The organism is Soonwooa sp. (assembly GCF_032062245.1).
In the GTDB taxonomy this organism is placed as follows: Bacteria; Bacteroidota; Bacteroidia; order Flavobacteriales; family Weeksellaceae; genus Soonwooa.
The window spans coordinates 176,011-201,138 of sequence record NZ_DAMBQF010000001.1; the positions used below are offsets into that span (position 1 = coordinate 176,011).

Below are 25,128 nucleotides of genomic sequence, written 5' to 3' on the forward strand. Positions count from 1 at the left end.
TTTTAATAATACTTTTCAAAAAGTGTCTCTGACTTATCTTTCCTCAAATCTTGAGGTTGAATGCGGCACCTTACATTTGCAGGTTGCCAAGATTTCATCGGGTCAATTCCCTCCATCTTTCTGGATAAGTGTAATTCTTATTTCAGAATTACAAAACAAAAGTATTAACTAATTTTTGAATCTGCAAGAAAAATTTTTATTCTCTCACCAAAGGCATAGTAGAACAACGCAACAAACCGCCCATTTTAGAGATTTCTCTGTACGGGATTTCTTCCACCGTAATTCCCCAAACATCACGAAGATGATTGTTCATTCTTGTAAAAGTTTTATCCGAAACAACCACTTCTGGCGAAATTGAAAATACATTAGGAACCATCTCAAACATCTCCTGATCATCAACATGGAAACAGTTTTCTTCTCCAAAAATATCAACAATTAATTGATAATCGCTTTCGTCTACAAAACCATCTTTGTAAATAATGCATTTATCCTTCCCAATCGGATTAAATGTACAATCCAAATGTAAAATTCCTTTATAAGGTTCGGTATCGTTTTTCTTTAATTCAAAATCGAGGATACGTTTTTTTGGAAAATATTCTTTTAGAATTTCGATGGCATATTCGTTAGTTCTAGCGGTTTTAAAACTTCTGTAATCCTGACTATAACAAGTCCCGATAAAAATGAAATCGTCCCAAACAATCACGTCTCCGCCTTCGATATGAGCAGTTTCTGGCAAATTAATGATATTCCGCCAAGCTACTTTTTCGAAAATTTTACGATAAGCTTCCTGCTCATCAGCGCGATCTTCGATAATGTTAGAAATAATCATTTTATCATCAATAACAAAAGCGACGTCACGTGCAAAAACTTGGTTATAATCTTCAATAACTTCTGGACGATAAACTTTGACATTGTGTTTTAGAAGCACCTCTTCGAAAGCCGTCATCTCCGAAACAATATCGACTTCTTTAGGATAAATATTCTTCAGAATAGAATTGTAGGATTTTGCATCATAACTTTCCTCCAATCTTGGTATGCCACCAATGGAATTTGGTTGCCCCAAAACAACAGATTTTAGTCTTCCAGTTTCGTTTTTAATATTAAGCTTCATAAAATTACTCGTCTGTCACAAATATAATGATTGCATAACATTTTCATAGTCGTCTACAGCAGCAATATCATCTATATAAAGCTTAAATAAAAAGAAAATATATCAGCAATAATCAATTTATGGGAAATTTTATCCAAAACCCTTAAAATCAATGGTTAAAACAAACCGTTTAACAAAATTATTGGTTAGTTATAAAAAGCTGTACAATAGACTAAATGTAGACAGTTAGTCGTAGCTTTGCAGCGTTTTAACAACAAAAATGAAGACTCAAGGATATATTTTAGCTGCAATTTCTGCGATTTCGTACGGATTAATTCCCATTTTTATACTTCCGATGAAGCAAATCAACTTTTCGATGGACGTGACATTGTTTTATAGATTTTTGTTTTCAGCAATTATGGTTGGCGTTTATTTAGTTTTTAAAAAAGTGAATTTGAAAATTAATAAAGGGGAATTATTAGTCCTATTAATTCTAGGATTATTTTACGCCTTATCTTCGGAATTTTTGTTCCTTGGTTACGATTATTTATCCGCTGGCATTGCATCAACCGTTTTGTTTGTATATCCAGTTTTGGTAGCATTAGTAATGTTTTTATTTTATGGTGAAAAGCTTTCTAAAATGGGTATCGTCTCGCTTCTGTTGACTTTCTTAGGCGTTATTGTGCTTTGTCTAAAAGGCAACAGTCTCGAAATTAATTTTGTTGGATTAGGCATCGTTTTGTTAAGTGCCTTATTTTATGGACTGTATATCATCATCGTTAATAAAGCGAAAATTAATGTATCAGGAATTAAATTATCATTTTATTCAATGCTGTTTACATCAATATATTTCTTGATGAAATCTTTAGTTTTAAAAGAGAGTTTAACAATTCCGAGTTATTCGATATTCTTCAATTTTGTGACATTTGCATTTGTAACAACTTTAATATCGAGCGTTGCTTTGGTCTTAGCGATTCAAAAAATAGGTTCGACACCAACCGCAATTATGGGCGCTTTAGAACCAGTTATCGCTGTTGCAGTCAGCGTTTTGTTCTTTAATGAAGACTTTACAAGAAATCTCTTAATCGGAATTGTTTTAATATTAATAGGTGTTTCTCTCAACATGTCATCTTCTCCAAAAACTATCAAGTAAAACGACAAAGCTTTCTAGATTTAAACCTTAAAGTCTTACTTAAATGAAAAACTTAATCATAAAAAAACTCCCAAATTACTTTGGGAGTTTTATATTGAAGTTTAAAACTTCTTATCTGTTAGTCATTGCAACGTAATCTCTTACACCTGCGCCTTGATAAACTTGTCTTGGACGACCGATTGGATCTCCGTGAAGTCTCATTTCTTTCCATTGAGAAATCCATCCTGGAAGTCTTCCTAATGCGAACATTACTGTAAACATTTCTGTAGGAATTCCTAATGCTCTGTAGATAATTCCTGAATAGAAATCTACGTTTGGATATAATTTTTTAGATACGAAGTAATCGTCTTCTAACGCTACTTTCTCTAATTGCATTGCGATATCTAAAGCTTTATCTTGGATTCCTAATGCGTTAAGGATATCATCAGCAGCTTTCTTAATGATTTTTGCTCTTGGATCGAAGTTTTTGTAAACTCTGTGTCCGAAGCCCATCAAACGGAAGCTATCTTCTTTGCTCTTCGCTTTTTCTACCCATTTGTTAACGTCTCCACCGTCAGCTTCAATCATTTCTAGCATTTCGATTACTGCTTGGTTTGCACCACCGTGAAGTGGCCCCCAAAGTGCAGAAACACCTGCAGAAATAGAAGCGAATAATCCTGTGTGTGCAGAACCTACCATTCTTACTGTAGATGTAGAACAGTTTTGCTCGTGATCTGCGTGAAGAATTAATAATTTATCTAAAGCACTAACAACAACTGGATCCATTACAAACTCTTCGTTTGGTAATCTGAAAGTCATTCTGTAGAAGTTTTCTACATAGCTTAAGCTGTTATCGCCGTGGTTGATTGGTAAACCTTGAGTTTTTCTGTAAGTCCAAGCACAAAGATGAGAGAATTTAGCAAGCATTAATTCTGCTGCGTGATCCATTTCTTCTTTAGAGTTTACATTTACAGCTTTCGGGTTAAATGCTGTTAACGCAGAAGTAAGAGAAGAAAGAACTCCCATAGGGTGAGCAGAACGAGGGAAAACGTCTAGTATTTTCTTCATTTCGTCTGCTACGAAGTTGTATTTTTTAATATTATTATCGAAAGAAGTAAATTGGCTTTCTGTTGGCAATTCACCGTGAAGTAATAAATACATTACTTCTGTAAAGTTCGATTTTTCTGCGATTTGCTCGATAGGATAACCTCTATAGTACAATTCTCCTTTATCACCGTCCAGGTAAGTGATGTCACTAAGCGTAGCTCCTGTATTTTTGTATCCTAAATCTAAAGTGATAAGACCTGTTTGATCTCTTAGTTTTGAAATATCAATCCCTCTATCACCTAAAGTGCTGTCAACGATTGGATATTCATAAGAATTACCATCGTAATTCAGTATAACTTTATTATCTGACATTATTATATAATTTTGGTTTAAATATACATAAAATAGAACGAACAGCGAAAGTTCGCTCGTTTAAAATTTTGTTAAAACTTATTATCTTTTTACTTTGAAAGCGTCCATTCCTGGGAAAATAGCTGTTTCACCCAAAGCTTCTTCGATTCTAATTAATTGATTGTATTTCGCCATTCTATCAGAACGAGAAGCAGAACCTGTTTTAATTTGACCGCAATTCATAGCAACCGCAAGATCAGCAATTGTTGCATCTTCAGTTTCACCAGATCTGTGAGACATTACAGAAGTATATTTGTTGTTTTGAGCCATTTGTACCGCTGCCATCGTTTCAGAAAGAGAACCAATTTGGTTAACTTTTACCAAGATTGAGTTTGCCGTATCTTCTTTAATTCCTCTTGCTAAACGCTCAACATTAGTAACGAATAAATCATCACCCACCAACTGAACTCTATCACCGATTTTATCTGTCAACATCTTCCAACCTGCCCAATCGTCTTCGTGCATACCATCTTCAATAGAAATAATTGGATATTTAGCACAAAGATCAGCCAAATAAGAAACTTGCTCTTCTCTGCTTCTGTGCGCTCCTTTATCGCCTTCAAATTTTCTGTAATCGTAAGTTCCATCAACGTAGAATTCAGAAGAAGCACAGTCTAAAGCCAACATAACATCGTCACCTGGTTTGTAACCTGCTTTTTCAATCGCTTGTAACAAAGTATCTAAAGCATCTTCTGTACCGTTGAATGTTGGTGCAAAACCACCTTCGTCACCAACAGCTGTTGAAAGATTTCTTCCTTTTAAAATAGATTTTAATGAATGGAAAATTTCTGTTCCTTTTCTCAATGAATCTGAGAAAGATTCTGCTTTCACTGGCATAATCATAAACTCTTGAAATGCAATAGGCGCATCTGAGTGAGAACCTCCATTAATAACATTCATCATCGGAACTGGAAGTGTGTTAGCATTAACACCACCAATATATTTGTAAAGTGGCATTTTTAATTCGTTAGCTGCTGCTTTAGCTGCTGCCAAAGACACACCAAGAATAGCGTTAGCGCCAAGATTTCCTTTATTGTTAGTTCCATCAAGATCAATCATTATTTGATCCAATAGATTTTGCTCAAAAACTGGAAGACCAATTAATTCTGGAGCAATGATTTCTTTTACATTTTCTACGGCTTTAAGAACACCTTTTCCCAAATATAGGCTACCACCGTCTCTTAACTCAACAGCTTCGTGCTCACCAGTCGAAGCACCAGAAGGTACTGCAGCACGTCCCATAGCACCGTTTTCTGTAAATACATCAACCTCCACTGTCGGATTACCTCTAGAGTCTAAAATTTGTCTAGCATCGATAAAAGAAATGTAACTCATTTTTAAATTTTAATTTGATTTAATATTCATTCTTAAATGTTTACAAAAATAATCAATTGAATTGATATTTAATAGAAACTTGTTTAATATTTGATAGAATTATTAAAAGCTTTCAATAGTAAAAAAAAAAAAAACCTTAAACACTTGATTAAGAAAAAGAAAAAAAACTCAAAATAAAATGTATAATGCCTAAAAATATCCATATATTTATTCATATTTTTGTCCAAATAAGAAAGATACTTATTTAATAAGTAAGTTTAATTTAGTACTTTGCATTCAAAAGAGAATGAAGATGAATTTTGAAAATATCATTTTAGAGAAAAAAGAAAAAATTGCGGTTATCACAATTAACAGACCACAAAGTTTAAACGCCTTGAACAAACCTGTATTCACAGAGCTTTCAATGGCTTTGGATACTATTGCAAATGACAAAGAAGTTAGAGCTGTCATCTTAACTGGCTCTGGAGAAAAGGCTTTTGTTGCAGGAGCGGACATTAAGGAATTTATGGATTTTGATGTCGCACAAGCAGAGGCTTTGGCAAGAGATAACCAAGAAATGATTTTTAACAAAATTGAAAACTTTAACAAACCTGTTATTGCAGCGGTTAACGGTTTTGCCTTAGGCGGAGGTCTAGAGTTAGCAATGGCGTGTCATATTCGCTATGCATCCGACAATGCAAAACTTGGTCTACCCGAAGTAACTTTAGGATTGATCCCTGGTTATGGAGGAACACAACGCCTTCCAAAGTTGGTAGGAAAAGGAATAGCTAATGAAATGATTTTCACAGCGAAAATGGTATCTGCGCAACGTGCAAAAGAAATTGGCTTGGTTAACGAAGTCTATTCTCAAGAAGAACTTTTAGCCAAAACAACTGAGCTTGCAGAGACTATTGCTAAAAACTCGCCAATGGCTATTGAGAAAGCGATACAAGCCGTTAATAAGTCTGATGATGCAAAAGTAGGCTTTGAGCAAGAGATAAAAAGCTTTGGAGAATTGTTTGGTTTAGAAGATAAAAAAGAAGGAGTTGGTGCATTTTTAGAAAAGAGAAAACCAAATTTCTAAAATGACGGACTTTAATAAATTCGATGTTGCTTACCTGAAAATGGCTCTTGAATGGAGTAGCCTTTCTTACTGTAAAAGAAAACAGGTTGGTGCATTGATAGTAAAAGATAGAATGATTATATCCGATGGTTATAATGGGACACCATCGGGTTTTGAAAATAATTGCGAAGACGAATCAGGAAAAACACATTGGTATGTGCTACATGCAGAAGCCAACGCCATCCTAAAATTATCGTCTAGCACACAGTCTGCAAAAGGAGCAACATTATATTTAACAATGTCGCCTTGTAAAGAATGCAGCAAATTGATACTACAATCTGGTATTACCAAAGTGGTGTATACCAGTGATTATTCAGATGACTCTGGATTAGATTTTTTAATTAGCGCTGGAATAGAAACTTTAAAAATAAGTGAACAAAAACTCTATGAAAATTAACAAAAACGATAACTAAACACAACTCAAAAACACAAACGATGAACTGGTCCGAAAAAATAAGTGACTTTTCAAATTATTTAAAATTTGAAAAGAACTTTTCCGATAATACACTTGATGCTTATGTACGAGATATTAAAAAGCTTCAAGAGTACGCTATGACAGAATTAGAAGGCATTTCTCCATTAGAAATAAGCTTCGAAAATCTGCAAGAATTCATTTATCAACTTTCTAAAAAGAAAATTAGCGAGCGATCTCAAGCGCGTTGGATATCTTCTATAAAAGCATTTTTTAAATATTTGGTTGAAGACGAAATCCGCGAGGACAATCCTGCCACACTATTAGAAGGTCCAAAGTTGGGATTATATCTTCCTGATACCTTAAGCATTGAAGATATCGAGCGTATCATGAAGTGTATTGACCTAAGTAACGATCTTGGCCAACGCAACCGTTGTATTCTCGAAGTTCTTTACGCTTGCGGATTACGGGTTTCGGAATTGATTGATCTTAAAATATCAAACATCAATTTTAAAGAACATTATCTAAAAGTAGAAGGTAAAGGGGGAAAAGTAAGATTAGTTCCTTTAGCAGAATACACCTCAGAGCTTATTTTATCTTACATTAGCGACACACGTGCTAAAGGTAAAATAAACAAAAAATACGAAGATATATTATTCTTAAATTCTCGAGGTGCAAATATGTCACGCGTGATTGTATTCTTAATTATTAAAGAATTAACTGATCGTGCAGGTGTCAACAAGAAAATTTCACCGCACACTTTTAGACATTCTTTTGCGACACATTTGTTACAGAATGGTGCAGATCTCCGCTACATCCAAGAAATGCTTGGGCACAGCAGTATTACAACTACCGAAATCTACACACATCTAAAAACCGAAGAATTGCGAGATGTTATTCTCAATTATCATCCAAGAAATCAAGCTTAAAAAAATATGAATCAATTACAATATTGTCCTAAATGTGGAAATAAATCTCTTAAGTGGGATGGCGAAAAAAAATGGAGTTGTGGACAATGCGACAATACAATGTATCATAATTGTGCTGGCGCCGTCGCAGTTGTTATCCGTTGCGGAGAAGAAATCTTTTTAACCAAGAGAAATCAAAATCCTGCAATTGGGAAAATGGATCTTAGCGGTGGTTTTGTTGATCCAAAAGAATCTGCAGAAGAAACTTGTCGTCGAGAATTAAAAGAAGAATTAAACATTGACATCGATATTTCTAAACTTAAATATCTTACAAGTGCACCAAATGTCTATCATTATAAAGACATTGATTACAACACTTTGGATTTATTTTATGAATATGAAGTTTCGGAAAAGTTTGTTCCAGAATTGGAAGAGCATGAAGTTTCTGATTTTGTTTGGATTAAAAAAGAAGACATCAACTTGGACGACATCGCATTTGATTCCCAAAGAATTTTTTTTAAAACATATTAACTACAAAAAATAAGAAAGCCTCGCAAATTGCGAGGCTTTCTTTATTTAAAATAACATCAACATTAGATTTGAGGTCCGCTAGCAACTAATGCTTTAGCTTCGTCGTTATCTGTATATTGCTCAAAATTCTTAATGTATTTAGCAGCTAATTCTTTAGCTTTAGCTTCCCACTCTGCAGCATCAGCATAAGTATCTCTTGGATCAAGGATTCCTTCTGATACGTTTGGTAACGCAGTTGGGAATTCAAGATTCATTACAGGAACTGTGTTAGTTTCTGCTTTGTCAATAGAACCATCGATAATTGCATCGATAATCGCTCTTGTATCTTTAAGAGAAATTCTCTTACCAGTACCATTCCATCCAGTGTTAACTAAATAAGCTTTAGCACCGTGCTCTTTCATTTTTCCAATTAATGTCTGAGAATACATTGTTGGGTGTAATGATAAGAACGCCTCACCAAATGCTGGAGAGAAAGATGGCGTAGGCTCTGTAATCCCCCTTTCAGTACCTGCAAGTTTTGAAGTATAACCGCAAAGGAAGTGATATTGCGCTTGATCATCTGTTAAGATAGATACCGGAGGCAACACACCGAAAGCATCAGCAGAAAGATAAATAATCTTTTTAGCATGACCTGCTTTTGACGGTAAAACGATTTTGTTGATATGATAGATTGGGTAAGAAACTCTCGTATTCTCGGTAACAGATCCGTCAGCAAAGTCAACTTCTCCATTATCTTTAACCACAACGTTTTCTAACAAAGCATCTCTTCTGATAGCACCATAAATGTCTGGTTCTTTTTCAGCAGAAAGGTCGATAACTTTCGCATAACATCCACCTTCGTAGTTGAATACACCATTGTTATCCCATCCGTGCTCGTCATCACCAATTAGGTAACGTTTAGGATCTGCAGAAAGTGTAGTTTTACCAGTACCTGACAATCCGAAGAATACAGCAACATCACCAGCTTCGCCAACGTTAGCAGAACAGTGCATAGACGCCATACCTTTTAGTGGTAAATAGTAGTTCATCATTGCGAACATACCTTTCTTCATCTCACCACCGTACCAAGTACCACCGATGATTTGCATTTTTTTAGTTAAATCGAACATTACAAAAACCTCAGAGTTAAGTCCGTGGTCTTTCCAGTTCGGGTTAACAGTTTCAGCAGAATTGATAACTAAGAAATCAGGCTCTCCGTATTGATCTAACTCATAATGAGAAGGACGGATAAACATATTAGTTACAAAATGCGCTTGCCAAGCCACTTTAGTTACGAATCTAACTTTTAGACGCGTGTCTGGGTTAGTACCGCAGAATGTATCAACAACATACAATTTGCTCCCCGACATATCTTTTTGTACAAGACCTAGTAATTCGTCAAAAATTGCCGTCGTTGTTGGTCTGTTGATGTTACCATCCCACCAGATTGTATTTTCTGTAGCAGCGTCTTTTACAATGTAACGATCTTTTGGCGATCTTCCTGTAAAAATACCTGTTTGCACAGATACTGCACCAGTTGTAGTTAAAGTTCCTTTAGCAAATCCTTCGTTATTAGGATTCATTTCTTCTTGGAAAATTGTTTCGTAAGAAGGATTGTAAAGTATCTCTGCGTCAGTTGTGATACCATTACGCTCTAGGTAGCGTTTGATGTGTTCCATAATTTTTACTATATTATTTTGACCTTTTGCAAATTTAAAACGTTAAAGTAAGATTTTTAAAATAAATAAAATGACAATAGTCAGTTTTCAAAAAAATTAATTAAAAATTACGAATATACCATTTCATTCCATGGTATTATTGTTTCAAAACCTTTTTTAGAAAAATATTTTTCGTAATCCTCAAATCGTGAAGTTAACACAAAATCGCCTCCCCAAGCCCCCAAAGACTTAATAAAACTCGGGCAATCATCAAAAAAGCGCTTTTTCGTAGTTTCTAATTCTAAAAACTCCGAAAGTAGACTTTCGTGTTCAATCATCAAATCTGAAAACTCTGAAAGTTGATTTGCCTTTAAAACTTGTTGTGTAATGTTATTAAACTTCGCGATTAAATGTACGGATTTTTCTTTAGAACGATAAAGTCTTATGCCTTCCCTACTATCTTGCTTTTTGTTAAGATGTACAAATATTAAATCCTCCAAAAATTTGGGTTTGAAGTCACTTTCTTTATAAGTTGGCAAATTATTTTCAATTTTAAATAAAATCGAATGATTGGCTTTTGCAACAGCAACATCGTAACCACTTCCGCCCAACGATTTTTCGTTTAAAACAAAAGCGTCAACATCAGCCCATTTCGCCAAAGAAGCCATCAAAGTCGAACTACTTCCCAAACCATAATTGCTAGGAAATTGCAAATTGGAAGTAATTTCAATATTTTGATCAGCCTCGAATTTTGTCGAGCCGAGCAACTGACAGTTTTTTAAAGTTTTTAAAACAAATTCGGCAGCTTCAGGATTATTAGACTCGAGAACTTGCCAAGATTTGTAATCAATCTTAGTCGTTAACCAAATTTGCCCTTGATGTTTTCCTGTCCAAATAACTAGATGATTGGGCTCTTGTTGCTCTCTAAAAAAAAACTCTTGCCCCCAATTGGTTGGTACAGCAAGAGCTTCGGCGCCGTCTAACACGACGTATTCTGAAGTGAGCAATAATTTCCCGCGAGAAAAAATTTGACTCATATTTTTAAATTATAATGCAGAAGAAACAAAAACTTCTGGGTTAATTTTTTTGATAAGACCTTGTAAAGTCTTTCCTGGTCCAACTTCGATAAACATCTCAGCGCCATCTTTAATCATATTTTGTACACTTTGTGTCCACTTAACAGGACCTGTCAATTGTGCAATAAGATTTTTCTGAATTTCTAATGGATCAGAAACTGCAGTCGTCGTAATGTTTTGATAAACCGGAATTGTCGCTTTTCTAAACTTTGTGTTTTCAATAGCTGCCGCCAATTTTTCTTGTGCTGGTTGCATCAAAGGAGAATGGAACGCACCATTAACTGGCAACAACAAAGCTCTTTTAGCTCCAGCTTCTTTTAGTGCAACACAAGCTGCCTCAACCGCTGCTGTTTCACCAGAAATTACCAATTGTCCAGGACAGTTGTAATTTGCAGGAACAACAATACCATCAATCGATTGACAAATATCTTCTACAACTTTATCTTCTAAACCTAGAATAGCCGCCATAGAACTTGGGTTGATGTCACAAGCTTCTTGCATAGCTTCTGCTCTAGCTGCCACCAATTTTAGTCCATCTTCAAAAGATAAAACACCATTTGCTACCAAAGCCGAAAACTCACCAAGTGAATGTCCTGCCACCATCTGCGCACCAAGAGCATCTGCAGCTTTAACACCAGCAACAGAATGAATAAAAATTGCAGGTTGTGTTACTTTAGTTTTTTTAAGATCTTCATCAGTTCCTGCGAACATGATGTTAAGAATATCGAAACCAAGAATCTCATTTGCAGAATCCATCAAATCTTTGATGTCTCTACGGGCGTCATACAGCTCCTTACCCATCCCAACATATTGAGACCCTTGTCCAGGGAATACAAGTGCTTTCATATATATTAACTCTTTCCTATATTAATTATTAAGGCACCAATCTTACCACTCTGTAACCTGTGTTAATGTAAGCACCGTTTGGTTTTGCTCGAGTAAATTCGAATTTTGTTGCTAATTGCGTTTGCGATTTATTAATTTGTTTAAAAATCTCGCCTTTTTTATTTTCACGAGACAACATATCATTAACCACATCAAATCCTACAACAGCGTAGCGACTTGGCGTTTTGCAATATTTAGTTTTATAATCTTTAAGAACTTCCTTCTCGAAAGAACCTTCTGTATTAATTTTTTTATCCATCAAATACACCAAGCTCGATTGTGATAAGTCATCCATCTTTTTCTCAAAGGTTGAATTATAAAACATGCTAAATGCTTTGTTACCTGTAACTTCTTTTGACAAGGCAATTAATCGATTTGCAAAAGCCGTCCCAACATTATCATCATCATTTGCCAATACCGCAATAACTGGCGCAGATTGACCTGTCATCATATTTTGGTCTGCTTTGATGTCGTTAGCAGAATTTACAATAATAACTTCTGGTTTCTTTAGAGATTTTTCTAAACCTACTTTCAATGCATTTGCATTTGCTTTAGAATCATCAGCTACAATGTATATTTTTTGATCGGAGTAAACTTGCCCAACTTCCTTCACAATCTTCTCGATGTAAGCATCTTGGTTAGTTTCTGCAATTATTAAATTACTATAATCATATAAATCTTCGGAGTTAGCAAAAGGCGCTACAACAGGGATTTTTTTATTTTTTACAAATTCTAAAACCTCTAAAACACTGGTTTTAAAAAATGGACCTATTATTAAATCTGTATTATCTTGATTAATTTGCGAAATGCTATTTTTAAAGGTATTTTCGTTACCAGCATCAATAACCTTGATGTCAAGATTCATCCCATTAGCAACATTACGCTCAATCGCCAACTTAGCACCAGTCATAAAGTCTAACGCCATCGATCTGTACTTACTATCATTAGCATCAAAACCAAATGGCAACATGATAACAACGTTAAGAGCATCACCATTTTTCTTGCTGTACATAGGATCTAGTTTTTTAATTTTTAAAACCATCCCTGCACGAAGACCATTAACCAAATCTGGATTAAGCGCCAACAATTCGCTTAGATCAACATTAAAACGATTTGTAATTCCGAAAACTGTATCGCCACTTTTTACTGTATAAGTAATAAAGTCATCCGAATTGCTCGTTGAATAATTTGTCGAATTAGAAGTCGTATTATTGTCGTTTGATGTTGATGTAGTTGTCGTTGTTTTAGTTGGCTTTACATCTTCAATTTCTGTGGTTGTCGTTACAGCATCACCAGCAACTCTAATTTGCTCACCCACTTTAAGACCTTTATCTTCAAGACCAGGATTTAAAGCAAACAATTGTTTTTGAGTGATGTTAAACGCTCTCGAAATTTTATAATAATTGTCTTTTTCCTTTACAAGGTAGAAATCTTTTGACTCAACAGTTGCAGTCTTTGTCGGATGCGTCGTAGAAGTGGTCGTTGTTGTTGTACTTGCCACAACTTCTGTACTTTCGGCATATTTCTTTATACTTTCCAAAGGAAGAATAACCTGATCACCGATTTTCATATGAGAATCTAGATCTGGATTTAATTTTCTAAGATCTGCCTCCGAAATATGATATTGTTTTGTAATACCGTAAATCGTTTGTTTTGGTTGCAGAATAATCGCTCCCGTTTTCGCAGTAGAAGTCGTTGTTGTAACTTTTGGTGTCGTTGTAGTTGTCACAACTTTTCCAGATTTTGAAACCTTTAACACATCACCAATACCAAGCGCACCATCTTTAACTTGAGGGTTAAGTTGGTACAATTCGGCTACAGTTAGTCCGTACTTTTTGGCAATACCATAAGGCGTTTCTTTAGGTTCAACCTTGTGAGTTGCCTGTGCACTTGCTGTTAAAACTGTTGCTAACGCTGATAAAACAAAGAATTTCTTAATCATCTGGAAATTTATATTTACAAAAATAAGGCTTTCAAATTAAATGTGAAATGATCAATTCTGATTTTTCGACATTCATCATATCGTAACAAGATTTTAGCCAATCTCGGCCAGCATCGGCGAAAAAAACAGAAAAATTAAACTGTCGCTCTTGCCAAATTCCGCCAGGATGGACTTTTAAAAATAAATCTTCATATTGCTTTAGCTTTTCGCCTTGCTTGATCCGCTCTGCCCGCAACAATCTTTTTTGCATTCTTTTAAAAGATTTTAGTTGTCGTGTTTCTTCGGCGTCAACAAGGTTTTTAAAACTAATATCTGTTAAACCAGCTTCGTCTTTTAACACAGAAAAACGATTTTTAAAATCTTCTTCTTGTTGAATTAAAAGCTCATGAAGCGGATGATTTTCCACCAAATGTTTTTTAATAATAACCGAAAAATCCTCAAAAAATTCTGCAATTGTTAAATTTAATTTTTCAATTTTCTTAAATGTTTTTTCATTTAAAAACAATAAAGAATTTCGAGGAATCAAAATCGGAAAGGGCAGTTCTACAGAATTAAAAAAATCTGGAAGCTCCAACCAATACATGATTTCGGCGTTACCACCAACATAAGCCAAATTCGGTAAAATGCTTTCCTGATAAGCTGGACGAAGCACCGCATTTGGACTAAATTTTTCGGGGAAATTATTTAATTCTTCTAAAATCTCTTCTTCAGAAAAACTAATGTCTGTGTCCAAAACCTTGTAAACACCATCGATTTTTTCAATACGATTACGTGTTTCCGACAAATAGAAAAGATTTATTTCGCGCGGATTAACTTGGATTTTATGGTATTTTTGTTCGAGAAGTTGACGTTTTTCTGCTGTGGTTTTAAAAAGTTGTTCGTTTAATAATTCCTTTTTAAAAGTAGGAATCATCAACGTTTTAAGATCTTTATCATCACCATCCAACATTAATAAGCCATAATCTGCAAAAAGATTTTGTCCAATAATTCGGGTTGCTTCGGCAAAAGTATTTCCGACTTTATAAGCTTCTTTCATCATCAGAATAAGCTCTGTCCCGAAAACATAATCTTTAAACTCCTTCTCAAACTCAGAAATAAAAAATTGATCTTCAACTTTTATACGACCAACTGCGCCACCTTGTTTGGCTTTAGTTTGATAAAAATGGTTTTCGGTTTTGAAATGGTCAATCTCATCAAAATCATGATCTTCAGTAGCCATCCAAAAAATCGGAACGAAATTTTTAGTTGGAAATTTTTCTTTTAAAAAGTTTGCAGTTTTTATCGTTTGCAAAATCTTATAAATAAAAAAAACAGGTCCCGTAAAAAGGTTAAGTTGATGTCCTGTTGTTATCGTAAATGTCTCTTCATCCTTCAAAAGATCCAGATTCTGCTTTTGCAAATCTGTCAACTTTGAAGATTGCAACTGCATCGATAAACTTGTATGCAAAACCTCGCGATTAGCTTTTGGAAAAGACTTTTGCTTTAATTCTATTTGTTTTGAAATATTATCAAGACTAAAAATCTTGTCACCAGCAAAGCCCAAATCATCGTTAAGAAAATCCTTGATGAGTTGGGGTATATTTTTGATATGATTAAAAGCTATATTCATCACACCAAAATTAACTAAATAAGTACCAAACGATTCCTAAGTTAAGACGAAAATCATAAATCGGAAAATATGGCGCTGTATAAGATTTGTTCTGTAAAAATGTCGTGTTAAAATGTTGCGCTTCGATGTAGAAGAACATTCTTTTAACTTTTAGATTGAAGTAAGCATCAGCAATTGGTTGTCCTCCGATAGAATAAGCTTTGTCATTCGGCAACATAAATTCGTTAAGTATCGGCGAGTAATCTCGCGATGCAAACTTGGTAAAATAATACATTTTGATACCCGCTTGGATTTCCGCTGCATCTTTGAAAGCTTTGGTTTGATAAAACAAATTAGCTCGTCCAATAAAGCTTGGCATCGGATAATAGTCTTTCCCCGAAATGGCATTTTGAAAATGTAGACGACCATTAAGGTTAAACTTCCCATAACGCAAAGTCGCTTCACCACCAACTTGTGTAATATTAAGCGCATCGCTGGCTTGTAAAGACTGTCCTTGATTATTAAAATAAGCATAATTATCAACACGTACCAAATTGAGATAAATATTAGCGTCAAACCATTTTAGTCGCAGTTTTGCACCAAGCTCTGTCACACTTTGATTTTTTGGATCGCTCAGATAATAGTTGTAGCTCGCGTAGTTGGAACTATTAAGGATGTTATTAAAACTCGGTGTCGCGCTTTGAAAATTAAAATGCGCATCGACAAAGTAATCTTTAATAGGTTCGAACTCAACTAAATTTGTCGTTTTAAGAAAGGTCCCGAACGTATTACCATTAGAAAATTCAAGATAAGATTTGAGTTGAAAGCGATTCCAAAGTTTAATTTGAAGATTCCCTAAAGCTCCGAATCTATTTTCTTTTAATTTACCAGGAATTCCTAGAGAATCCGATGGGTAAAGGTTTCCGAAAGTAATACTCTGATGACGAACACCTGCGTCTAGCTTAAAATTCTCTTTGTCCCAAACCAAACTAAAGGTATTACTAAGATTATCCGAATATTTTTTAGAATTTAAACTGTATCCTTTAATGACATTTTTACTGAAAAAATCATCTGCAACCGTTTGATTAAAATAGTACTTGTTGCCCTGATGCGAAATCGTGTGACGCAATTTGAATGGATACTTTTCTGGATCCAAAGGCGCAAACTCGTGACTAAAATAATAGCGACGATAGTAAAGTCTCGATGTAACGCCTTCTAAATTTGTTTCTAAATTTTGTCGGTTTTTAAAACGAGAATCACCACTCAAAAAGACACTTAGATCAGCAATACCGCCATTCTCTTCGTTGTTTACGTTTTGATGAATGTAATGCGCGAAAGCTTCGTATTTTTTATTTTTAGAAATATAATGCCCCGAAAAAATAGTATTGTTAGAAGCCGCCAAACTGTTTCTGTACAAACCTTGCGAACGAAGCCCCATATACTCTATCGCAAAATTGAAATTCTTACCAATATTTTGTGTATAAGTCGAGTTAAGTGCTGCACCGTTGCGCATCGAGTTATGATACACAAATGTTGCTGTTGGCGTTTTAACATCATAATATTTGATATCGTCCGAACCTAGAATAAAAAATGACTTATTAGTTGGCAACACGGACAAATTTTGCTCTTTATTGGTTTCAAAAATCAAAGGTTGAAATCCTGAGCCTATATTGGAAAACTGGATTTTCCCAAAATTATCTCGGTTGTTAAACTGCGTGAATTCGTATGATCGCGAAATAGAAAAACTTGTATCAAATAGCTTCTTCTGCGAAAATTGCGTTTGATACAAGTAATCGTTAATAGTAGGTTTAAAAATTTCGAGAGAGTCTGACTTCCCCGAAACCACAACCAAAGTATCTTCACTTTTTCTCGTTTCGTCCTTTGTCGTAACAATCTGTGCTGACAAAAACTGAACGCCGAAAAGTAATATTAAAAGAATGTATTTCATTCGTAAATTTTGAAATACAAAAGTAACGGATTTTTATGAATTAGTTTTGATTAATAAACTCAACTAATTTTATTAAGTCAGCTTCCTTTGAAAGATTGATCTTGTTAGACTTGGCGAAGTCAGAGATTTTTTCTTTATTGTCTAAAGGAAGACTGACAAAGTCTTTCATATTTTTAGGAATTTTATAATAAGAATTATTTGAATAGATTAAATAAACATCTTTCTCTTTTGCGTAATAATCATTAGCATCTTTACCATAAGCATTTGGACTTTTTTCTCCTTTTAGCAACTCAACTTTTTCACGTTTATATAATTTAGTTTTTGTGCCATCTTGTAAAAGAACTAAGTATCCCAACTTACTTTTATCGTCAATACGATAATTAAGACAGACATAAGTCTTTTTGAGATCAGGAAAATTAATTTTCAATCCTTCCTCTTTATTTGCGAAAAACGTCTCGTTATTTTGAGAGAACTCCATTTCATCTTCATATGCATTATAACGCAAGGGTTGAACATCTTTACTATAATTAGCAATTATAACTTTAGCAAAATCTTTACTTGATGTGTAAGGAGATCCGTCAATGACATAGTCTTTTGATGATGGTCGGTTAGCTCTGGTAAAAAAATTACCTGTCGAAAATGAAACATTCTCGTTACCCGCTTGTGCAAATGTCATTTGTGAAGCAATCATTACAACTGCAAAAAAAATCTTTTTCATAAAAGTAATTTGATTTACAAATATAATCTAAAAAAAATAGCCACCTCAATTGAGATGGCTAAAGTATTTAATATTTCAAAAAAAATTATTTTGAATTATCATATCCTGGGTTAGGTAGAATTGGAGAGTTAGCCAAATCTGTTTCACCACGAGGAATTGGGAATGCATTAAGATTAGGATCTGTAGATGCACCTGCTGGTCTAGCAATAGTTGCCCCCCATCTTCTTAAATCCCATTGACGAAGTCCCTCACCAAGAAGTTCTTTCATTCTTTCAGTTTTTAGCATAGTCATATCAACAGAAGTTGCTGCTGAAAGACCTCTATTAGTTACAATTTGATTGTAATAATTTAATGCTTTAGTAGAGTCTCCTCCATTTAATTCAGCTTCAATACCGTTAAGTAGAATTTCTTCATAACGTAACATCTTGATGTTATCTGCACCAACAGTATTAGTATATTTACCAGTACCATTGTTGTTAGATAAATATCTAACTGCACTAGCCCCAGAACCAACTACAGTTATAAGTTTCTTTCTGATGTCATTAGTTGTATAAGCGTCAAAAGCACTAGCTGAAACAGCAATATTACCATAACCCAATTGGTTAAGTCTTTGACGGTATGATCCAGTAGACAACGAAGAATTGATACCAACTGCTAATTCGAAAATTGAGTTAGGAGCAGCACCATTCATTACGAATTGGAAAGATACCTGATGTAAATCTTGTGTCGCAACAGAATATTTCCCGATCAAGTCATTAGTTAAAGATCTAACCTTAGCATAATCTCCTTTATATAGGTAATATCTAGACATCATCCCTTTAAGAGCATTAATGGAAAGTTCAGTTTTATTACTTGCTCCCACAAAGTTAACTCCTGCAGTCATCAATTGAAGAGCTTTTGTAAAATCGGCTTCAATTTGTGCTTCAGTTTCAGCAATTGTTGCTCTAGGCATCACTGCTTTTGGGTCATATTTAATAGGTAATACAATACCCAAAGTTCCATTAGGAATATATTTTTGACCATACAATCTAAATGCATCAAAAAAACCAATTGCTCTTAGTCCGTATGCTTGACCTTGTGCAAATAATGCATTACTTCTATCCGCATCTGATCCTTGAAGACTAGAGATATTGGTACCAATAACAATATTCGCTTTTGCTATTGCAGTATAAATCTGATTATATGTACTAACCGCATAAGGGTCATTAGACAACATTGTATAGTTGTAAACGTTTTGATAATAACCACCTGCTAATGTACTGTACATTTCATCTGAACGAATCTCAGAATAAGCTAAAAAGTCAGCACCGTAATAAGTTGTAGCTCTCATCGATGAATATATACCTCTTGTAAAGGCAATCACTTCATTAGATGTTTTTAAATCACTAACTATTACATCTTGATTAAACTCTCTGTCAACGAAGTCATCAGAACAAGACACTGCTCCGAGTCCTACTATTAGTGAAAGAATTCCAATTTTTATTGTTTTTTTCATTGTATTAAAATTTTTAGAAGCTAATATTTACACCAAATAAGTAAGACTTAAGAATTGGTAAGCTTAGGTTAGTATAACCAGATACGTTAACTTCTGGATCGAATTTCAGTCTATCATCAAATGTATGTGTCCATGCATTGTTGGCCATAACATATACTTGTACTGAATTAAGTCCTGAACCATTTAAGAACTCAGAATTAAATGTATACCCAAATCTAGCATTTGACAATCTGATAAAATCAGAATCATATAGGAATCTTGTAGATGCTCTATTTGATAATTTGTTACCACCATATACTGGCTTTGGATTAGATGCTGCTGTATTAGTAGGCGTCCAATAATCTCCCATTACATCACCGTAACCTGGGTAGTTAATAGTATATTGTCCATCACTATAAGTGTACTGAGCCCAATCATCATAGATCTTACCTCCAAATCCATAAGTAAACTGTAGGTCTAAGTTAAATCCTTTATAAGAAATTGATGTATTAGCCCCACCGAAAACATTACTCAAGAATGATCCTTGTACAGCTTGTTTAGCTTTGTTATAATCATTTGTTGTCTCTCCATCAACACCATTAACGAACCATAGTGGATCACCATTGGCAGCGTCTACACCAGCCCATTTTCTCAAATAGAATGTACGAACCCCCTCACCTACACGAATTGTGGTAGTTCCTGAGTTAACATCTCCTCCATAAAGTTCTGTAATTTCATTCTTAAGTGTAGATAGGTTAGCACCAATTGACCAATTAAATTGATTTCTATCTCCTTTAAAGACATCAGCATTAACAGAGAATTCAAAACCTTTATTAACTAATGTCCCAATATTATCAACATAAGATGTTAAACCTTGAGCTCCTGACAATGGAAGGTTATAAATAAGATCTTTTGTCTTTTTGTTATAATATTCTGCTGAAACTTTTACTCTATCTCTAAATAGCCCTATATCAAGTCCAACGTTAAATGGATTAACTGTTTCCCATGATAAATTAGGATTAAGAACACCTGAATAAGTTGCAGCAGCGTAGTCATTATAGTTTGTAGAATAAGCATAAAGAGCATATGGATTAGCTGTAACTTGGTTACCTAACTTACCATAAGAACCTCTAAGCTTAAGCATTGATATTGCATCAATTTCTTTGAAGAAATTAACTCTTGCTAAATCAACACCTAAACCAACAGACCAAAAATTACCCGCTTTTTTACCTGGTAAAAACTGTGATAATACATCTCTTCTATATGATGCATCAATCAATACTAACTTATCATAATCATAATGAGCAGTAGCCGCATAACCATATCTTGAAGAAATACTCAATGCTCCTTCATAACCGTAAGGTACAACAAAATTAGTAAGTGACTCTAATTCAGGAGTACCAACAGTTATACCTGTTGCTCTTAGGAATTTTCTATCAGACTTGTATGCCTCTTGGATTAATGAAGCGCCAATATTATGCATTCCAAATTTTTGAGAATAATCTAAGATATTCTGAACATTGAAATTGAAAAATCTATTAATAGACTCTCTTTTATAACCTCCATATCCATATCCATCACCATGTAGTGGATTCCAATACTGATTTTCTTCTACATTAACATACTCAGGCGAAAAAACAAAACGGTATGTAAGATTTTTTAGAATCTTATACTCTGCACTAAGATTAGCAAAAGCTCTTAGCGTACCAGCTTGCATGTAGTTTTTCTCCAATAGATAACCAGGGTTAAATTGGTTATTACTCAATCTCATTGTTGAAGGACTCCAATACCAACTACCATCGGCATTTTTAGCAGGATCTGTTGGTCTGTTAAAATACTGAGCTAAAATCGGGTTAGAGAATGCTCCTCCATCAGACAACGATCTTGTCTTAGAATGAGAAATTTGGAAGTCAGTACTAATCTTTAATTTATCAGTAGCTTGATATGTTAATTTGGTAGTATAAGAAAGTCTTTTAAAGAAAGAGTTTCTAATAATACTATTTTGGTCAAACATGTTGGCTGACGCATAGTAAGTAAATTTATCGCTACCACCACTAATACTAAAGTCAGCATTTTGTTGATAACCATCCTTTCTTACGATACTTTGCCAATCCGTACTGTATGGAGACTTAAAAACATTAGTAAAAGTTGAATTTACAGCTCCATTTGCAATATCTTCAATTGACAAATCTTTACCAAGATAGTTGTTAACCTGATCTCTTAAATAGATTTTATACTCTTCACCTGTAAATTGTCTATGTCCATCAACAGCTTGTTGGTTAACACCACTATTATAAGAAAAATTGAATCTCGGCTTACCCTTCTTACCTGATTTCGTTGTAATAACAATTACACCAGCACCAGCATCTGCACCATAAACCGCAGTTGATACAGCGTCTTTCAACACCGTAATTGACTCAACATCATCAGGATTAAGATTCGCCAAGATATTTGCGGTAGTACTTCTTGTTGTTAAATCTCCATTCGCTACCCTTACACCATCAACGATATAAATAGGAGAAGTTACACCATTAATAGAAGAGATACCTCTAACTCTTACATTAGCCATACCCCCGGGCTGTCCGGATGCATTACCAGTTTGCACCCCAGTTACACGTCCTTGTAACATTTTATCAACAGAAGCTACTGGTATATCCTCTATAGACTTAGCAGACATTACACTAGCAGAACCTGTCAATTCTTGAACGGTCTTCTTTTGACCAAAACCAACAATAACTACCTCTTCAATCTCTTTTGTAGAAGTAGTATCTTTAGCTTTTTGTTGTGCAAAAGCTGCTTGTCCTGTAAAAAACAACACCCCAGCAGTTAACACTTTTAATTTTACATTCATATTAACACTATTTAATATTTACTCGATGCAAATATGTTAATAATATTTAACATGACCAAATTTTTAACTATTCAATAGTAAAATGAAAAGCCACCAAACATAATATTTGGTGGCTTCATCTATTATTGAAATACTAATTATTTCTTAATCATTTTAGTATTTTCGAAACTTCCATCTGTATACTTAACTTGGATAATATAAGTACCTTTTGATAAGTTAGATACATTGAAAGTTGCAGCATTTTCTCTCTTAATAGCCTTACCAGCCATATCAATAACAGTAGCAGTTGCAATTTCTTTAGTAGATTTTAATTCAACTTTATCACCAACTGGGTTGTTAGCAATAGTCAACTTAGCCTTAGAAGCATTAACATCGTTAACAGCCAAGAATTGTCCTTTAAATTTATAAATTGCACTAACAGGTCCTTCTGCAAGTTGAGCTTGGCTCATTCCCCCCATGTAACCAACTGTAGGACTAACGAATTGTATTGCACCAGAAGAATAATTTGCCTCGCCTGCTGGGTAAGTCATATCTATCCATGTATGACCACCGTCTGTAGAGTACGAAGAACTATCTCCTGTAGAAACATAAGTATTATCTGTGCCTGGAACATATGCTATACTTGACCCATAAAAATTACCTGTGGGGAATATTTCCGTCCAGTTAGCACCACTGTCAGATGTCTTCCAAAGACCAATTACACCATTATCATTCGTTTGAAGTAATCCGTTAGTAGAGTCTTTAAATGCTAAATATGCCGAACTCCCCGCAGTTGTAACACCTCCAAAGTCGATTGCTGGACTTTGCCAAGCTTGCCAAGAAGTTCCTTTATCTGGTGAATACAAAATACGTCCTGTATCTGTACCCATCCAAATATTATTTCCTTGTACAAATCTAACATGTGTATATCCAAAATCACCCGCAGAAGCTGGAGCTGATGTCAATTTAGTCCAGTTAGTACCACCATTTGTTGTTTTATACATTTCAAAAACGTTACCAACAGGATCTCCAGCCGAGATACCTTCGTTTTCGTTCCAGAAATGAACTATATTAGCAAAAGATGCAGATCCGTAAGCTGCAGAAGTTTGCTTAGTCCAAGATGTCCCTCCGTTAGTTGTCTTCCAAACACCGTTTTGAGAACCTGATCCAGAAGTTACTACCCATGCGGTAGTAGCAGTTGCCGCACTAAAGTCTCCAATAGTAGCTGCTGAAGGCACTCCTGCAATAACATTGGAAGTCCAAGTAGCTCCTCCATCAGTCGTTCTTGTAGTATATTTACCTTGATCAGTAGCTGCTGTTGCTGCATGATCTGCAAACCAAACTGTATTAGCATCAATTACTGTCATTGCATACGGATAATGCAATGCTGGTGCTTGTGTTTGCATCCCGTCCCATCCTGGTGCTGTTTGTGCAAAAGAAATTCCTGCAATCGCAAGAGCGCCTAAAGAAAATAATAATTTTTTCATAATAATAAATTTTATTGATATTAATGTTATAAATATAAATGTTTTTTACGGAATAACTGTTAATCATTCCGTAAAAATAAAGTTTAATAACCTGGAGCCTGTTTGATATTTGGATTATTTTGGATTTCACTATAAGGAATTGGCCAAATAAATCTTCTATCACCAGCAGGAATTACCGTTAATGGTTGACCTGTTGAGTTAGTTTGATACTTGCTAATGGTCATATTATTTCTCTTAAGATCAGAAAAACGAAGGCCCTCTAAGAAAAACTCATAAGCTTTCTGAGTAAGAATCTCCTTCAATACTTCTGGCCCATTAGTAACACTTGGTACATAAGCAGGGAATCGTTTGTCCTTAACCCATGTTGTAACGGTTTGAGAAGCTAAACTTGGATTACTGTGAAACTGCGCTTCAGCCTTAATAAAAATTGCTTCAGACTTTCTCAATTGTATCAAGTCTCTCGATCCTGACAAGTACTTTCTAACATCAATAGGTTTAGGATTATCTGGATACTTTGAAGATTCTACAGTAGCATTAGTCATATACCAGCTATATGCTCTTACATCCCTTGTTGCAGGCGTTACTGTAACTCCCGGAGGGTTTGCAATGTTCCAAAAGGCACGTGCCATAAAGTTTTGGGTATAACGGGAGTTAGTTCCCCAATAATCTGTTAAGCCTTGTGGTGTAACAGAGTTAAACTCTAGTTGGAAAATTGTCTCATCAGATGATTCTTCTCCACTGTTAAAAAATTGAGAAGCTGCTCCTCTTCCTAAGAAAGCAACACTTCCATCATCAATAACCTTTTGTGCGTACTGCTCTGCTTTGGCATAATCTTTTTTGAACAGATAAGCTCTCGCAAGCAACAACTTAACCGCCAATGGACTAAAGGAATTCTTTTTCGAATAAATCTCTCCAATAATATCATTAGCTTCGAAATAAGACAATGTAGACTCCAAATCTCCAATAACATTATCAATTACCTTACCGACAGATTCACGAGGTAATTTCGCTTTAATGTCATAGGTTGTTGGATATGGTACGCCTAAAGATTGATCTCCTTCACCATAGTTAGGAGAAAAATAAGTCAACAAAGCCATATAGTTATAAGCTCTGATAATTTTGGCATGAGCAAACAACTCTCCATTTTTATGAATTGCATTTTCATCTTCAGGTATTTTTCCTTCAAAACCTAACACAAAGTTAGCATTTGCAATAGTATTATAGAAAGCATTCCAAAGTCCACCACCAGCACCGCCTTCTACTTGAATGTGTGTACCTCCATTAGTACCTACAAAATATCCTGAATTAGATTGTGATACAAAACCTATATCACCCGTAAGTTCTTGATATGTAAAATGATCTCCTCCAAAACCACTTGTATTAGATAATTTTGAATATAGACCTTTTATCGATCTTTCTAAATCGGCATTATTCTTTAGGGCATTTTGATCCACTACTATTAAACCAGCTTCAGAATAATTTTCTTCGAACATGCTGTCTGAGCACGAAAATAATAAAGAGCCTAAAAATAATGATAATATAATTTTATTTTTCATTGTAATTGTTGTTAGAATT

19 protein-coding genes and 1 riboswitch are annotated in these 25,128 nt (G+C 34.7%); of the genes, 5 read left to right on the forward strand and 14 right to left on the reverse strand.

Annotation, left to right across the window (positions count from 1 at the left end; all coding sequences use genetic code 11):
- Nucleotides 1-30: 30 nt before the first annotated feature.
- Nucleotides 31-131: riboswitch (SAM riboswitch) on the reverse strand.
- Nucleotides 132-196: 65 nt separating this feature from the next.
- Entirely contained in the window at nucleotides 197-1,111 is a 915-nt protein-coding gene (locus RT037_RS00800) for a dimethylarginine dimethylaminohydrolase family protein (RefSeq protein ID WP_312322219.1), read from the reverse strand.
- 259 nt (nucleotides 1,112-1,370) lie between these two features.
- Between RT037_RS00800 and RT037_RS00805 the strand changes: the two genes are divergently transcribed.
- A complete protein-coding gene (locus RT037_RS00805; protein WP_313027129.1) occupies nucleotides 1,371-2,243 on the forward strand; it encodes a DMT family transporter in 873 nt (290 codons plus the stop codon).
- A 111-nt stretch (nucleotides 2,244-2,354) separates the two neighbouring features.
- Here RT037_RS00805 and RT037_RS00810 read toward each other — a convergent pair whose 3' ends face one another.
- Together RT037_RS00810 and eno are read right to left on the reverse strand one after the other, a co-directional pair.
- The gene (locus RT037_RS00810) at nucleotides 2,355-3,641 is read right to left on the reverse strand and encodes a citrate synthase (protein WP_313027131.1); all 1,287 of its coding nucleotides are present in this window, start codon (nucleotides 3,639-3,641) and stop codon (nucleotides 2,355-2,357) included.
- An 81-nt stretch (nucleotides 3,642-3,722) separates the two neighbouring features.
- Nucleotides 3,723-5,015: a phosphopyruvate hydratase gene (gene eno, locus RT037_RS00815; RefSeq protein ID WP_313027134.1), complete on the reverse strand. Its 1,293-nt coding sequence runs from the start codon at nucleotides 5,013-5,015 to the stop codon at nucleotides 3,723-3,725.
- Nucleotides 5,016-5,307: 292 nt separating this feature from the next.
- On the opposite strand from eno, the gene RT037_RS00820 reads away from it, so the two are divergent.
- From RT037_RS00820 to RT037_RS00835, 4 genes are read left to right on the forward strand one after another with little or no spacing between them, the layout of a single operon-like run.
- A complete protein-coding gene (locus RT037_RS00820; RefSeq protein WP_313027136.1) occupies nucleotides 5,308-6,078 on the forward strand; it encodes an enoyl-CoA hydratase-related protein in 771 nt (256 codons plus the stop codon).
- 1 nt (nucleotide 6,079) lies between these two features.
- Entirely contained in the window at nucleotides 6,080-6,514 is a 435-nt protein-coding gene (locus RT037_RS00825) for a dCMP deaminase family protein (RefSeq protein ID WP_312324835.1), read from the forward strand.
- A 38-nt stretch (nucleotides 6,515-6,552) separates the two neighbouring features.
- Nucleotides 6,553-7,458, forward strand: a complete 906-nt coding sequence (gene xerD / locus RT037_RS00830) for a site-specific tyrosine recombinase XerD (protein WP_313027140.1) — start codon at nucleotides 6,553-6,555, stop codon at nucleotides 7,456-7,458.
- Between the two features lie 6 nt (nucleotides 7,459-7,464).
- Nucleotides 7,465-7,968, forward strand: a complete 504-nt coding sequence (locus RT037_RS00835) for an NUDIX domain-containing protein (protein WP_313027143.1) — start codon at nucleotides 7,465-7,467, stop codon at nucleotides 7,966-7,968.
- A 62-nt stretch (nucleotides 7,969-8,030) separates the two neighbouring features.
- Here the strand turns inward: RT037_RS00835 and pckA are convergent, their stop codons facing one another.
- The 11 genes from pckA to RT037_RS00890 form a co-directional block, all read right to left on the reverse strand.
- Nucleotides 8,031-9,626, reverse strand: coding sequence for a phosphoenolpyruvate carboxykinase (ATP) (gene pckA / locus RT037_RS00840; RefSeq protein ID WP_312323341.1), 1,596 nt, complete (start codon nucleotides 9,624-9,626; stop codon nucleotides 8,031-8,033).
- Between the two features lie 107 nt (nucleotides 9,627-9,733).
- On the reverse strand, nucleotides 9,734-10,642 hold the full coding sequence (locus RT037_RS00845) for a GYDIA family GHMP kinase (protein WP_313027147.1): 909 nt from the start codon (nucleotides 10,640-10,642) through the stop codon (nucleotides 9,734-9,736).
- Between the two features lie 9 nt (nucleotides 10,643-10,651).
- The gene (fabD, locus tag RT037_RS00850) at nucleotides 10,652-11,527 is read right to left on the reverse strand and encodes an ACP S-malonyltransferase (protein WP_313027150.1); all 876 of its coding nucleotides are present in this window, start codon (nucleotides 11,525-11,527) and stop codon (nucleotides 10,652-10,654) included.
- Between the two features lie 28 nt (nucleotides 11,528-11,555).
- Nucleotides 11,556-13,508: a LysM peptidoglycan-binding domain-containing protein gene (locus RT037_RS00855; protein WP_313027153.1), complete on the reverse strand. Its 1,953-nt coding sequence runs from the start codon at nucleotides 13,506-13,508 to the stop codon at nucleotides 11,556-11,558.
- A 31-nt stretch (nucleotides 13,509-13,539) separates the two neighbouring features.
- Entirely contained in the window at nucleotides 13,540-15,117 is a 1,578-nt protein-coding gene (gene bshC / locus RT037_RS00860; RefSeq protein WP_313027157.1) for a bacillithiol biosynthesis cysteine-adding enzyme BshC, read from the reverse strand.
- A gap of 10 nt (nucleotides 15,118-15,127) precedes the next feature.
- Complete coding sequence (locus RT037_RS00865) at nucleotides 15,128-17,044, reverse strand: putative porin (protein WP_313027160.1); 1,917 nt, start codon at nucleotides 17,042-17,044, stop codon at nucleotides 15,128-15,130.
- Nucleotides 17,045-17,084: 40 nt separating this feature from the next.
- Complete coding sequence (locus RT037_RS00870) at nucleotides 17,085-17,762, reverse strand: hypothetical protein (RefSeq protein WP_313027163.1); 678 nt, start codon at nucleotides 17,760-17,762, stop codon at nucleotides 17,085-17,087.
- Between the two features lie 85 nt (nucleotides 17,763-17,847).
- Nucleotides 17,848-19,203, reverse strand: coding sequence for a RagB/SusD family nutrient uptake outer membrane protein (locus RT037_RS00875; protein ID WP_313027165.1), 1,356 nt, complete (start codon nucleotides 19,201-19,203; stop codon nucleotides 17,848-17,850).
- A 67-nt stretch (nucleotides 19,204-19,270) separates the two neighbouring features.
- Nucleotides 19,271-22,087, reverse strand: a complete 2,817-nt coding sequence (locus RT037_RS00880) for a SusC/RagA family TonB-linked outer membrane protein (RefSeq protein WP_313027168.1) — start codon at nucleotides 22,085-22,087, stop codon at nucleotides 19,271-19,273.
- A 137-nt stretch (nucleotides 22,088-22,224) separates the two neighbouring features.
- Nucleotides 22,225-23,553: a T9SS type A sorting domain-containing protein gene (locus RT037_RS00885; RefSeq protein WP_313027171.1), complete on the reverse strand. Its 1,329-nt coding sequence runs from the start codon at nucleotides 23,551-23,553 to the stop codon at nucleotides 22,225-22,227.
- Nucleotides 23,554-23,636: 83 nt separating this feature from the next.
- Entirely contained in the window at nucleotides 23,637-25,109 is a 1,473-nt protein-coding gene (locus RT037_RS00890) for a RagB/SusD family nutrient uptake outer membrane protein (protein ID WP_313027173.1), read from the reverse strand.
- Nucleotides 25,110-25,128: the final 19 nt, after the last annotated feature.